This is a genomic window from Variovorax sp. 10L421 (assembly GCF_056395365.1).
The window spans coordinates 114,722-128,240 of record NZ_JBFTJJ010000001.1 but is presented as its reverse complement, the minus strand read 5'-3'; the positions used below and the strand labels follow the sequence as shown (position 1 = coordinate 128,240).

Below are 13,519 nucleotides of genomic sequence, written 5' to 3'. Positions count from 1 at the left end.
TCGTCAACGGCGCGCAATCCGACGCCTTTGTAGGACTTTGGCCTGACTCGCGCTGTGGTTGAAATGTGAAGTTTGCACACTTTGTTTCGCCTCGAAGCAGCCCAAATCCGGGTTTTGCCCTACCTTTATATTGCACTGCAGCATGCCACGTGAGGGCCGCGGGCAGTCTCTTCAATCCCATGGATGTACGCCGACGTTCCGGCGTGCGCCGTCGCCACGAGAGGTTGGTATGCATGTCTCGAAAACCGGTTCGTTCCGTCCTTCCCGCGCCCTAAGGCGCAATGCCCGCGCCTCGGCACGCCGACCTTCCGGCTCGTCCGGCCGCCACCGGCAGCGGGGCGCTTTCGTGCCCAAGCTCGCGGGCTACGGGCTGCTCGCGTTCGTGCTGTGGCTGATGGTCGAGACGCTGATCCAGCCGCTGCTGTCCTCGCAGGCCACCCGGGCCGTGTTGCAGGCGCCGGTAGGGCTGATCACCTCGCCGATCAACGGCGTGGTCACCCGGATGGTGGTCCACACGCGCGATGCGGTCGAAGCCGGCACCGTCGTGGCCACGGTACGCAATCCGACCGTCAGCCAGGAATTACTGACCACCCTGAGATCGCAGCACCTCGCGCTGCAGAGCCAGCTTGCGCAGCTGGGCAACCAGTTCAAGGCCGACAGCCAGGAAATGAAGTTCGTCGGCCATGAGGCCAATGTCCATCGCGAGGCCTCGCTGGCCCAGGCCTGGGAGGCCTGGCAGATCGCCCAGCGCCAGCGCGACGTGGCGCAGAGCGTGGTGGAGGAGCAGGAGAACAAGGTCCGCACCAACCAGGCGCTGCTGGAACAGGGGGCGATCAGCGAGCAGGTGATGAACGCGTCGGAGGCCCAGCTGAACACGGCACGTGCCAACGCCGCGGTGGCGGCACAGGCCTTCGCCGGGCAGGCCCAGACGGTGGCGAGCGCCGGACAGGGCGCCTTCGTGGGAACAGGCGGCAACAGCCTGTTCCAGACGCTGGAGAGCCGGCGCGGCGTGCTGCGCAACAGTGTCGACCGTGCCCGGCAGGACGGCACCGCCATCCTCCAGCAACTCAAGCAGGTGGCGGCGCTCGAGGAAGAAGAGCGCCAGCGGGTGGAGAAACTGTCCTCCTACGAGATCAAGGCCAGCCAGCCGGGACAGGTCCACACCGTGCTGGCGCCCGAAGGCGCGTACGTCACGGCGGGACAGTCGCTGGTGCGCGTCACCGATTGCAGCCGGCTGGGCGTGGTGGCGGTGTTTCCGGCCCGGCTGGCCAAGCGGCTGAGCATCGGTTCGGTGCTTGACGTGAAGGTCGGCCAGGCCGTCGCATCGGTGCCGGCGCGCGTGGAGCAATTGCTGCCGGTGGCATCGGACGCGCTGCAGAGCACCTACAGCGTGCCCTTCCCCTTTGCCGAGCAGGGCTCCATCTACGCCGTGGCGCGCATCGACAGCAACGAGCCGCCGAAGGCGCAGTCCGCCGGCGAGAGCAACCTGTGCGCGCCCGGCAAGGTGGTCTCGGCCAGCCTCAGGTCCTGAGTACAGGCAATGAACTGCCCTGCATCGAAAGACAAGCATGCGTTTTTCCCCCCGCGGCCTGGCCCTGGCGCATTGCGCGGCCGCCCTGGCGGCGCTGGCCTCGCCGCCGGCGCTCGCCGAGCAACCCGGTGCCACGCAGCAGCGGCTCGCACAGCAAAGCTGTGAGGGTTTGCGACGGGCGGTGGCCGAAGACCAGAAGGGCGCTGCGTCCGGCCCCCTCTTCCTTGCCAGCTACAGGCTCGCCGCAGGCGGCCAGGGCACGCCACCGCTGGAACCCGCGCTGGCGGGCGCAGCCTTCACCTACGACAACGCACTGGCCGGCATCGCGCTGCTGGCATGCGGCGACGCGGGCTCGGCCAGGCGCATCGGCGACGCGATCGTCCGCGCGCTCGAGCGCGACCCGAACGTGGCCGACGGGCGCGTGCGCAACGCCTATCGCGCCGGGCCGATGACCGAGGACAAGGCCGCGCTGCCGGGCTACTGGGATGCGGGCAAAAAGCAATGGATCGCCGACGCCTACCAGGTGAGCACCGCGACGGGCAACGTGGCATGGGCCGCACTGCTGCTGTTGAACCTGAACCAGGCCGAACCGTCGCCAGCCTATCTGGCGAGCGCGCGCAAGCTGCTCGGCTGGATCGAGCAGCGCACGCGCGCCCGGAACGCCCCCGACGGCTACAACGGCGGCTGGTACGGCTGGGACAACAAGCAGCGCCCCCAGACCTGGAAGTCGACCGAGCACAACATCGATATCGCGGTGGTCGCTGCGTGGGCGGCGCGCGCCGGCGGGCAAGGCGAGGCCGAGACCCAGCAGGCGCGCACCGCGCTCGATTTCGTGACCCGCATGTGGAACCCGTCCGAGCAGCGCTTCAACATCGGCACCAAGGAAGACGGCGCCACCATCGCCACCGAAGGCTCCGGGCTCGATGCCCAGCTCTGGCCGCTGCTGGCGGCTACCGACCGTTCCTGCGGCTGGATGCGGGGGCTCGAATGGGTGGAGAAGAACCATCGCTTCGGCGAAGGCTACGGCTTCTCGCGCAGCCCCGACGGCATCTGGACCGAAGGCAGCGCGCAGGTCGCCGCCACGCTGGTGGCCCGCAAGGGCGCGGCGCCCGAAGCGCTGTGGCGCCTGCTGGCGTCGCAACGCGCCGACAACGGCCTGTACTACGCCACCCCCGCTCCCCGCATCTCCACGGGGCTGGCCATCGGGCCCGACTCGGCGGGCGCCGACTTCTTCTACTACCACTGGCCGCACCTGGGCGCCACTGCGTGGATCGCATTGGCCGCCACCGGCTTCAACCCATTCACCGGCAAGACCGCCGCAACCGGAGCCAATCCATCATGTCCCACCTGATCGCCACGCCGGAGTTCCAGCTCAATGCCCTCGTGGCGGGGCTCGCGCTTCTCCTGATGACGTGGGGCCGCGTCGAGCGCATCGGCCACCGCGCGTTGTTCGGGGCACTCACCGCCCTGCTGCTGATGCGCTACGCCGTCTGGCGCGTGGTGGCGACCATGCCGCCCTCGGACCTCGGCTTCGAGACCCTGTTCGCCTGGGTCTTCCTGGTCTTCGAGCTGACGGCCATCGTCTACACGCTGATGTCCATCCACATGCTGCTGCGGCGGCGCGACAACCACGGGCTGGCCGATCGCGGCGAGGCCGCGCTGCGCGGACGCGGCGAGCAGGTGCCGGCACTGGACGTGTTCATCTGCACGTACAACGAGGAGCTGGACGTGCTCGAGAAAACCATCATCGCCGCCCAGGCCATCGACTACCCGCAACTGAAGGTCTGGGTGCTGGACGACACCCGCCGCGACTGGCTGCGCGACTACTGCGAGCGCCGGGGCGTGCACTACGCGCGGCGGCCCGACAACAACCACGCCAAGGCCGGCAACCTCAACAACGGCCTGCGCCTGTCGGCGGAGGTGACCAACGCGCCGTTCATCCTGGTGCTCGACGCGGACTTCGCGCCGCAGCGCCAGATCGCCTACCGCATGCTGGGCCTGTTCGACGATCCCAAGGTGGGCCTGGTGCAGACGCCGCAGTTCTACTACAACGCCGACCCTATCCAGCACAACCTGCGCGCCACCAACAGCTGGGTCGACGAGCAGCGCGTGTTCTTCGACGTGCTGCAGCCCGCGAAGGATGCCGTGGACTCGGCCTTCTGCGTGGGCACCTCGTTCATCGTGCGACGCGACCTGATCACGGCCGCGGGCGGCTTCCCCGTCGGCAGCGTCTGCGAGGACATCCACACCACCTACCTGCTGCTGCGGCATGGCCACATCACGCGCTGGCTGGGCGAACGGCTTTCGCACGGCCTGTCGGCCGAGAGCATCGTCGACTACATCAACCAGCGCAGCCGCTGGTGCCTCGGCACGGTGCAGCTTGCGCTGCTGCCCCAGGGACCCTTGCGCGGCAAGGGCTACAGCCTGTCGGCGCGGCTGCATTTCCTGCACGGACTCCTGCACTGGCTGGGCAAGCCGTTCATGGCGATGATCATGGTGGCGCCGGCGTTGTACTGGTATGCCGGCGTCTCGGTCTTCCACGCGACGCCGCAGGCCTTCGCAACCTACGGGTTGCCGCCGCTCGTGATGTTCTGGGCCTACAGCTACTGGATCAGCCAGCGGCGCTGCCTGCCCGTGTTCAGCGAGGTGAGCCAGCTCGTGGCGGCGATGGCCGTCACCAGCACGCTGCTCGCCGCGATGCTGAAGCCCTTCGGCCACCCCTTCAAGGTGACCGCCAAGGGCCTGGACCGCTCCAAGACAGTGGTGCACTGGAAGCTGGTCGCCGTGTTCGGCGGGCTGCTCGTCGCACTGCAGGGCGGCGGTGCATCGGCCGTCATGAGCGGCGCTGCGCTCACGCCGGGCGACCAGCTCAATCTGGTGTGGACCGGCATCGCGCTCATCCTGTGCCTTGGCGCGCTCATCGCCTGCGTCGACCTGCCGCGGCCCGACCAGGAAGAGCGCTTCCCCTGGCGCGCCGCGACGCGGGTCCGCACGGCGACGGGCGAAGGCGATTCGCGCTTCGTCAATATCGCCGTGGACGGGGCGCTGCTCGAAGGCGGCGCCCAGCTGAAACGCTTGCGCGTGGGGCAGGCCCTGGAGGTCTACGTCGATGCGGTGGGCTGGCTGCCCGCGCTCGTCGCCGGTCGCAGGCGCACCAGCGCGGAGCTGCGCTTCGCCGGCACCGAGACGCAGCGCGAGCAACTGGTGAGCCATGTCTTCAACGTGCTGCCGAGCCACGTCGCGGTGCAGGTGCGCCCGTGGGGGGCGGCTTCGGCGCTGCTCGCGAGTGCGGGGTTCCGTGCGCCTGGCGCCGGCTTCGTGCGCCTGTTCCTGCGGCTGTCGCTGCTCGTCCTGGCGGCCGGCCTCCTGCTGGTGGTGAGCGGCTGCAACCTCACGCCGCCGCTCAAGCAGCCCGACCTGGCGGTGCCTTCCAGCTGGCCCGCCGGCCAAGCGGTGCCGGCATCGGAGCCCGCGGACTGGCGCAGCTTCGTGCGGGACGATGAACTGCGCGGCCTGATCGCCACTGCCCTGAACCAGAACCGCGACCTGCGCGTCTATGCGGCCCGTGCGCGCGAAGCCCGCGCGGCCTACGCGGGCAGCCGTGCCTCGCTGTTCCCGCAGATCGGGCTGTCGAGCCATGCACAGCGCGCCCAGACCACGACACAGGGTTCGCTCAGCCCGGTGGGGAACGTGCCGTCCGACGGGCGGATCTCGAACAGCTTCGACGTGCAGGCCGGCGTCACGTCGTACGAGCTCGACTTCTTCGGCCGCCAGCAGAGCACCGCCCAGCAAAGCGGCTCCCTCGCCGAGGCCGGCGACAAGGACTACGCCGCAGCCCGCATGAGCCTGGTAGGCGAAGTGACCAATGCGTATCTCACGCTGCGCGCCGACCGCGCCCAGCTCGCCCTGGCCAGTGCCAACGAGGCCTCGCTGTCTTCCAACGCCGACATGATCGGCCGCGCCAAGGCCGCGGGCGGTGCGGCGCAGCTGGACGTCTTCCGCGCGCAGTCGCTGCTGCAGAACGCCCGCGTGCGGCAGGAGGAATACCGCATGCGCGTTGCCCAGGACCTGCAGGGGCTCAACGTGCTGGTGGGCCAGCCCGTGTCGCCGGACACCGGCGCCGCGCGCCCCTGGCCCGAACAGTCGACGGAATCCGTGGCGGCGGGCCTGCCGTCCAGCCTGCTGCAGCGCCGGCCCGACCTTCTCGCGGCCTATGCCCGCGTCGAGGCTGCGAACTCGGGCGTCGGCGCGGCCAAGGCGGCCATGCTGCCGACCATCTCGCTGACGGCCCTCGCCGGCGGCGTCAGCGGCGAGCTGTCGACGCTGCTGAGCAGCGGCAGCCGGAGCTGGGCCGGCGTGCTCGGCGTGTCGCTGCCTCTGTTCGACTGGGGACGCCGCTCGGCCAACATCACGGGCAGCGAAGAGCGGCTTGCGGCAGCGATGGCCTCGTACGAATCCGCCGCGCAAGTGGCCTTCCGCGAAACCGCCAATGCGCTGATCGCCAGCGACCACCTGCGCCCGCAGCTGCAGGCGCAGCAGTCCCGCGTGCAGGCGCTGGAAAACGTGGCCCGCATCTCGCGCACGCGCTTTCGCAGCGGCCTGGAAGACTACTTCTCCAGCCAGGATGCGCAGCGCGAGCTCTATTCCGAGCAGCAGCAGCTGATCGAGCTGCAGCTCAAGGAAGCCGTGAACATGGTCAACCTCTACAAGGCCCTGGGTGGGGGGTGGAGCAGCACCTGAAGCGAGCCGGCCCCTGCTGAAGACACACACACGCATGTAGCTTCGGCAGGCGCACCGGCCTACACTCGCGCCTCGATCAGTGCAGGAGAAACGCATGGACACCCTGGAGATCGCCAACAAGCTCGTGGCGCTGTGCAAGGAAGGTAAATACGAGGATGCCAAGGTGCTCTACGCACCCGAGGCCGTGAGCGTCGAGGCCGGTGCGCCGCCCGGCCAGGCGCGCGAAGCGGCCGGCCTTGCGGCCATCAAGGCCAAGGGCGATTGGTGGGTCGCCAACCACGAGGTGCATTCCGCGCAGGTCGCAGGCCCGTGGCCGCATGGCGACCGCTTCATTGTCGGCTTCCGCTTCGACGTGACCATGAAGTCCAACGGCCACCGCTTCACGATGGAAGAAATGGCGCTCTACACCGTCAGGGACGGGAAGATCGTGCGGGAAGAGTTCTTCTACGACACCGGCGAATAGGCGCCGATGGCGCCGCGCCGGCAGCCTTGCGCACGCAGGCACAAGTAGGAAGCAAGTTCTCCTGTGGGCGCGATGCGGGCAGAATGCCCCGCAGGTGCCCTCATGAACACAAGATTTGTCGAAGCCTTCCTCTGGGCCGCCCGGCTCGGCAGCTTCCGCGCGGCGAGCGACCGGCTCCACATCACGCAAGCGGCGGTGTCCAACCGCGTCGCCTCGCTCGAAGAAGACATCGGCGCGCGCCTGTTCGAGCGCGACGCGCGCGAACTGCGGCTCACGCCCGTTGGCGTGCGGCTGATGGACTACGGCGAGCGCCTGCTGGAGCTGCGGCGCGAGATCGTCTCGCTCGGCCGGCCGCGGGAAGACATCCTCGGGCTGGTGCGAATCGGCGCCATCGAGACCGTGGTCCACACCTGGCTGCTGGGCTTTCTCACCAACCTGCGCTCCACCTATCCGGGCATCGAGGTGCAGCTCACCTCCGAGACCACTCTGGCGCTGCATCGCGGCCTGCGCGAGGGCGCGCTCGACATCGCGCTGCAGACCGACCACATCGCCGGCGCGGGCATCGTGAGCACACCCTGCCTGCCGATGCCCATGGGCTGGGTGGGCGCGCCCGGTGCGGAGCCCGTGCAGACCGTCGAGCAGCTCCTGCGCCAGCCCGTGCTCACGATGAGCCCCGGCTCGCAGCCGCACGAGGCGTTGAAGAACCTGTTCCGCGCGGCGGGCATTCCGCTGGGCAAGGTGCACTGCGTGAGCTCGATCTCGGCGCTGGCGCGGCTGGTGAAGGCGGGCTTCGGCAACGCGCTGGTGCCGCTGCCGCCCTGCTACGAATACGTGGCCATCGGCGACGTGAAGATCATCGAGTGCGACGCGCTCATCTCGCCCCAGCGCATCGTGGTGAGCCACCTGGAAGCCGCCGACTCCGACGCCATCCGGCTCGTGGCCGAGCTGGCCTGCCGGGCCTCCGACCAGTTCACCACCTCGGCCATCGCACCAACCTGGAGCGCGACCACAGAGGATTAACCCTCGAGATGGCGCATTTCGGCCCCGAAAAGGGGCCAGTAATTCTTGTGGCTGTCGCCCAGAAAAACTCGTTTGTGACAGCCCGACCACGCGGCGGAAGATCGCGCCTTCATTTTTTCGAAGGCCCGCTCCTCTTTCGCCGTCATGACCCCCCCTGACTCCCTTTCTTCCGCAACAGCAGCAGCAGTGAACGGCCTGCTGTTCGTGGCCTCCGACGTCGAGCCCGCCGACGAGGCCGACTTCAATCGCTGGTACGACCAGGAACACGTGGAAGAGCGCGTGCGCATTCCCGGCTTTCTCTCGGGCGCGCGCTACTTCTCGCTCGAAGGCGGCCGCAAGTACCTGGGGCTGTACCGCACCGAGTCGCTGGCGGTGTTCGGCTCGCCCGGCTACCGCGCCGCATTCGAGAAGCAGACGCCGTGGTCGGTCTCCAACCTCGATCGCATGCGCCAGCCGATGCGCCGCGTGTGCGCCGTGCGTGCCGTCACCGGCTTCGGCAGCGGCAGCCACGTGGCCGTGCTCCCCCTGGCGCCCGCCGCCGATGCCGAAGCCCAGGTGGCAGCCGCCGCCAGCACCGGCGCGCAGCTGAAGAAGGAGCAGGCAGGCTTCGTGCAGTCGTACCTGCTCGTGCCCGACGCTGCGCTCAGCACGCCGCTGCCGCGCGAATCCACCGAAGGCCGCGTCCTTCAGCCGCTGCTGGTGATCGAAACCAGCAGCGAAGGCGCGGCCCGCGCCGCGCGCGCCACGGCCGCCGCCGCATTCGACGCCGATCCCGCCAGCGGCTGGCTGCTCGCGCTCGGCTGGAAGCTGACCGCGGCCGAGCTGGCCTGAAACAGCAGACCTCTGTCCCCCACACATCCCCCCTCACCGAACAAAGGCATCCAATGACCGAACATGTTCTTCCCGCCGCGGCTTCCGTGGCACCCGGGCAGGCCGCGCCGGCCTCCGCGAAGATGGGCCGGCTGGCCATGGCCAGCTCCATCGGCACCACGCTGGAGTGGTACGACTTCACCGTCTACAACATCATGGCGGCGCTGGTCTTCAACGCGGTGTTCTTCCCCTCGTTCGACCCGCTCACCGGCACCATCCTCGCGTTCTCGACCTACGCGGTCGGCTACATCTCGCGCCCGCTGGGCGGCGTGGTGTTCGGCCACCTCGGCGACCGGCTGGGCCGGCGCTTCGTGCTGGTGGCCACGCTGGTCATCATGGGCGTGTCCACCGGCCTGATGGGCCTGCTGCCCACCTATGCGAGCTGGGGCATCTGGGCACCCGTCGCGCTGGTGGCGCTGCGCTTCGTGCAGGGCGTGGCGCTCGGCGGCGAATGGGCCGGCGCGGTGCTGCTGTCGATGGAGCACGGCAAGCCCGACGAGCGCGGCCGCAATGCCTCGTTCACGCAGGTGGGGCCCTCGTGCGGCACGCTGATCGGCACCGGCTTCATCGCCATCGTGTCGGCCTGGCTGAGCCCTGAGGACTTCCAGAGCTGGGGCTGGCGCATTCCCTTCATCTCCAGCGTCGCGCTGGTGCTGTTCGGCCTGTGGCTGCGCCGGGGCGTGGACGAGACGCCCGTCTTCCGCGAGATGGAAGAGAAGAAGGCCACCGCCAAGACGCCCATCAAGGAAGTGCTCACGCAGCACTGGCGCCGCCTGCTGGTGGCCGGCGGCTCGCGCATCGGCTCCGACGTGCTGTATGCGCTGGTGGTGGTGTTCACGCTGACCTACGTGACGACGGTGCTGCACCTGTCGCGCCCGCTGGCGCTCACCGCCACGATGATCGGCGCGGCCTGCAACGCGATCGCAGTGCCGTGGTTCGGCAGCCTGTCGGACCGCATCGGCCGCCGCCCGGTCTACATCGCCGGCGCGCTGCTGGGCATGGTCTGGGCCTTCGTGTTCTTCGTGCTGATGAACAGCGCGCACCCGGTCGCGATCTGCGCGGCGGTGGTGGTGGGCCTGCTGATCCACGCGATGATGTACGGCCCGCAGGCCGCCTTCGTGACCGAGCAGTTCCCCGGCCGCGTGCGCTACGCGGGCGCCTCGCTGGCCTACACGCTGGCCGGCATCGTGGGCGGCGGCTTCGCGCCGCTGATCATCGCGAGCCTGTTCAAGTCGTGGGGCAGCACAGTGGCCGTGTCGTTCTACGTGGTGGCCGCACTGTGCGTGACGCTGATCGCCCTGGTGGTGGCGCGCGAAACCGCCAAGCGCCCGCTGGAGAGCTGACCGATGACGACGAGCAACACGAATTCCCGCCTGCGCTTCGCCTGCGAGAGCATCGCCGACGACGGCACGCGCTCCACCGCCTTGCACCTCGTCGCGCCGCGCGCGCTGGTGGTAGCGGGCTGGACCGGGCGCGACATCGCCGCCATCGAGCACCACATCGAGGAGCTGGCCGCGCTCGGCGTGCCGCGCCCTTCGAGCGTGCCGCTGTACTACCGGGTGGCCGCCCAGCTGTTGACGCAATCGCCCGCCATCGAGGCGCTGGGCGACCAGAGTTCCGGCGAGGCCGAGCCGGTGCTCTTCTTCTCGCAGGGCGAGTGGTGGCTGAGCGTGGCCTCGGACCACACCGACCGGCAGGTCGAGAGCTACTCGGTGGCGGTGTCGAAGCAGATGTGCGCCAAGCCCGTGGCCGAGACCGCCTGGCGCTGGCGCGACGTGCAGGCGCACCAGGACACGCTGGAGCTGCGCTCGCGCATCCTGGAGGACGGCCGCTGGGTCGACTACCAGCGCGGCACGCTCGCATCGATCCGACCGCTGGCGGGCCTGCGTGACGGCATGCCCGGTGCCGATGCGGTTCCCGAGGGCCTCTTCATGACCTGCGGCACGCTGGGCGCACTGCCCAACGCGAAGGGCGAAGGCATCCGGCCCGCGACGCAGATGGAAATAGAGCTGCACGACCCGAAGCTGCAGCGCCGCATCGTGCATCGCTATGCGGTGGAAGCACTGCCGGTGGTGGCATGACGATGAAGAACGGCAACACCATCACGGCGCTGCGCAAGCGCATCGCGCGCGGCGAGCTGTCGCACGAGGCACTGATCGACGAGGTGCTCGAAGCGGCTGAACAGCCTGCTGCACAGCATGTCTTCACGCGCCTTTACGCCGACGCAGCCCGCGCCGCCGCGCGCCATGCCGATGCGGCGCGCAAGGCCGGCGTCGAGACCGCCCCGCTCGCCGGGCTGCCGGTGTCGGTGAAAGACCTGTACGACGTGGCCGGCGAAACCACCATGGCGGGCTCCGCCGTCTGCGCGGGCGAAGCGCCGGCGGCGCACGACGCGACCGCCGTGGCGCGGCTGCGCGCACAGGGTGCGGCCATCGTCGGCAAGACCAACATGACGGAGTTCGCGTTTTCCGGCGTGGGCATCAACCCGCACTACGGCACGCCGCGCAACCCGGCCGATGCACAGACGCCGCGCATTCCGGGCGGTTCGTCGTCCGGCGCTGCAGTGTCGGTGGCGCTCGGGCTCGCGGTGGCTGGGCTGGGCTCGGACACGGGCGGCTCGATCCGCATCCCCGCCGCGCTGTGCGGCCTGGTCGGCTTCAAGAGCACGCAGTCGCGCGTGCCGCGCACGGGCGCCTTCGAGCTCGCGCGCTCGCTCGACACGGTGTGCGCCATGGCACGCAGCGTGGAAGACTGCCTGATCGCCGATGCCGCCATTGCCGACGCGCCGCTCGCGGTGCGCCGCCGTCCGCTGCAGGGCATGCGCCTGGCCGTTCCGCGCACGCTGATGTTCGACGACATCGAGCCCGCGGTGGCGCGCGCCTTCGACCGCGCGCTGCAGGCGCTCTCGGCGGCGGGTGCGCAGATCGTGGACATCACGCTGGCCGAACTCGCCGAGATCGCGACCGTCAACGCGCCCGGCGGCTTCTCTCCGGTGGAAGCCGCCGCCGTGCACCGCGAGCGCTTCGCCGCCAGGCGCGACGGCTTCGACGCGCGCGTGGCCGCCCGCATCGCGCTCGGCACCGAGGTGCGCGCCGCCGACTACATCGCCATGCAGGACCGCCGGCGCGACTGGATCGGCCGCGTCGAGCGCGCCATCGAAGGCTTCGACGCACTGGTGTGCCCGACCGTGCCCATCGTCGCGCCGCCCATCGATGCGCTGGCGGAAGACGCGGCCTTCTTCAAGGCCAACGGCCTGCTGCTGCGCAACACCTTCGCGATCAACCTGCTAGACGGCTGCGCCTTCAGCCTGCCATGCCATGCGCCGGGCGAACTGCCGGTGGGGCTGATGCTGGCGTCGGTGCACGGCGACGATGCGCGGCTGGCGGCGGTGGCACTGGCTGCCGAGCCCGTGCTGCGCCACATCGATGGCATCTACCGCGACTCTCACGCCATGGCCCTCCTTCGCTAGACTGGATGGCGTCGTCGAATGGAGAGCACCCATGTGCCGCAGCATCAAGACCCTCTACAACTTCGAGCCGCCCGCCACCGAGCAGGAAATTCGTGCCGCGGCGCTGCAATTCGTGCGCAAGCTCAGCGGCTTCAGCGTGCCGTCCAAGGCCAATGAGGAAGCCTTCGGGCGCGCGGTCGATGAAGTGGCCGCCACCGCGGCTCGGCTGATCGAATCGCTGGTCACCACGGCCGAGCCGCGCGACCGGGGCGTCGAGGCCGAACGCGCCAAGGCCCGCGCGGCCCTGCGCTTCGGCAACAGCCCTGCATGATAGAAGACAAGCGACAGCCTCCATCCAACCAACAGCCACACAGGAACACAACCCATGCCTATCGAACTCTGGCTCGCTTTCGTCGCGGCCTCCGCCGTCATGCTGGTCATTCCGGGGCCGACCATCCTCACTGTCATCAGCTATTCGATGTCGCACGGGCGCCGTGCCAACGTGCCGCTGGTGGCGGCCGTGGCGCTCGGCGACTCGACCGCTCTGGTGGTGTCGCTGCTGGGGCTGGGTGCGCTGCTGGCCACCTCGGCCTTCTGGTTCACGGTAGTCAAGTGGGTGGGCGGGCTGTACCTGCTGTACCTCGGCATCAAGCTGCTGCGCGCGGGCATCTCGTCCACCGAAATCGCCGCGCCGGCCGCGCCCGCCTCGCGGCTGCGCCTGTTCGCCAACACCTACCTGGTGACGGCGCTGAACCCGAAGGGCATCGTGTTCTTCGTGGCCTTCCTGCCGCAGTTCATCAGCCCGGCGGCCAATGTCACGTACCAGTTGTGGGTGCTGGCCGTCACCTTCGTCGTGATGGCAGCGACCAATGCCACGCTCTATGCGGTGTTCGCGGGCTCGGCGCGCAGGCTGCTGTCATCGCCGCGCGCGCAGCGGCGCTTCAACTTCGCGGGTGGCTCGCTGCTGGGCGCGGCCGGCATCTGGGCGCTGATGGCGCGCCGGCCGGGCTGAGCGGCCCGCGCGTGCTCATGAAAAAGGCCGCGAAGCGCCATGCCTTCGCGGCCTTTGCCTGCGGCAGTCAGTAGCGGTACGGATTGTTCGGGGCGCGGTCGTAGCGATTGGGCACGCCGTCGTTGTCGCGGTCCCTGTCGTAGCGGTTAGGCACGCCGTCGCGGTCGCGGTCGCCGTAGTAGTGGCCGCGCGGCGGCGGGCGGTCGTAAGGCGCGACCACGCAGCCGGCCAGGATGGCCGACGCGGCCAGCAGGATCGCCAATGTCTTCGTCATGTGAGTTCTCCTTGGAGTGTTTGTGGAACCGGGCTTCGCCTCCTGCGAGCCGGTACTGCATTGAAGGCCACGCCGGTACGCATCGGGTTTCTCCAGTGAAGCGCTTGTGTGAAGTTGGTTACCGGATGTGGAACATGGCGAGAACTTTGGGCTGAAGTCTT

The 13,519-nt window shown here is 69.4% G+C and carries 12 protein-coding genes; 11 read left to right on the top strand and 1 reads right to left on the bottom strand.

The window, feature by feature from the left end; translation table 11 throughout:
- Window positions 1–346 precede the first annotated feature (346 nt).
- From AC1DFC_RS00615 to AC1DFC_RS00565, 11 genes are all read left to right on the top strand, one after another.
- Window positions 347–1,531, top strand: coding sequence for an HlyD family secretion protein (locus AC1DFC_RS00615; protein WP_478178544.1), 1,185 nt, complete (start codon window positions 347–349; stop codon window positions 1,529–1,531).
- Between the two features lie 37 nt (window positions 1,532–1,568).
- Window positions 1,569–2,882, top strand: coding sequence for a hypothetical protein (locus tag AC1DFC_RS00610; protein WP_007830433.1), 1,314 nt, complete (start codon window positions 1,569–1,571; stop codon window positions 2,880–2,882).
- Entirely contained in the window at window positions 2,870–6,271 is a 3,402-nt protein-coding gene (locus AC1DFC_RS00605) for an efflux transporter outer membrane subunit (protein ID WP_478178543.1), read from the top strand. Before AC1DFC_RS00610 ends, AC1DFC_RS00605 begins: the two co-directional genes overlap by 13 nt.
- A 94-nt stretch (window positions 6,272–6,365) precedes the next feature.
- Complete coding sequence (locus tag AC1DFC_RS00600; RefSeq protein ID WP_007830431.1) at window positions 6,366–6,734, top strand: nuclear transport factor 2 family protein; 369 nt, start codon at window positions 6,366–6,368, stop codon at window positions 6,732–6,734.
- 102 nt (window positions 6,735–6,836) lie between these two features.
- Complete coding sequence (locus tag AC1DFC_RS00595) at window positions 6,837–7,754, top strand: LysR family transcriptional regulator (RefSeq protein ID WP_478178542.1); 918 nt, start codon at window positions 6,837–6,839, stop codon at window positions 7,752–7,754.
- A 144-nt stretch (window positions 7,755–7,898) separates the two neighbouring features.
- Window positions 7,899–8,585 (top strand): hypothetical protein, encoded by a 687-nt coding sequence (locus AC1DFC_RS00590; protein ID WP_478178541.1) that lies wholly within the window; start codon window positions 7,899–7,901, stop codon window positions 8,583–8,585.
- Between the two features lie 53 nt (window positions 8,586–8,638).
- Window positions 8,639–9,967 (top strand): MFS transporter, encoded by a 1,329-nt coding sequence (locus AC1DFC_RS00585; protein ID WP_478178540.1) that lies wholly within the window; start codon window positions 8,639–8,641, stop codon window positions 9,965–9,967.
- Window positions 9,968–9,970: 3 nt separating this feature from the next.
- Window positions 9,971–10,705, top strand: a complete 735-nt coding sequence (locus tag AC1DFC_RS00580; protein WP_478178539.1) for a DUF2848 domain-containing protein — start codon at window positions 9,971–9,973, stop codon at window positions 10,703–10,705.
- Window positions 10,702–12,093 carry an amidase gene (locus AC1DFC_RS00575; RefSeq protein ID WP_478178538.1) on the top strand — a complete coding sequence of 464 codons (1,392 nt, stop codon included), beginning with the start codon at window positions 10,702–10,704 and terminating at the stop codon, window positions 12,091–12,093. Before AC1DFC_RS00580 ends, AC1DFC_RS00575 begins: the two co-directional genes overlap by 4 nt.
- A gap of 31 nt (window positions 12,094–12,124) precedes the next feature.
- On the top strand, window positions 12,125–12,403 hold the full coding sequence (locus AC1DFC_RS00570) for a DUF2277 domain-containing protein (RefSeq protein ID WP_413315919.1): 279 nt from the start codon (window positions 12,125–12,127) through the stop codon (window positions 12,401–12,403).
- Between the two features lie 54 nt (window positions 12,404–12,457).
- Complete coding sequence (locus AC1DFC_RS00565; protein WP_007830424.1) at window positions 12,458–13,084, top strand: LysE family translocator; 627 nt, start codon at window positions 12,458–12,460, stop codon at window positions 13,082–13,084.
- Between the two features lie 67 nt (window positions 13,085–13,151).
- On the opposite strand, the gene AC1DFC_RS00560 is transcribed toward AC1DFC_RS00565, so the two are convergent.
- Window positions 13,152–13,358, bottom strand: coding sequence for a thrombospondin type 3 repeat-containing protein (locus AC1DFC_RS00560; protein ID WP_007830422.1), 207 nt, complete (start codon window positions 13,356–13,358; stop codon window positions 13,152–13,154).
- Window positions 13,359–13,519: the final 161 nt, after the last annotated feature.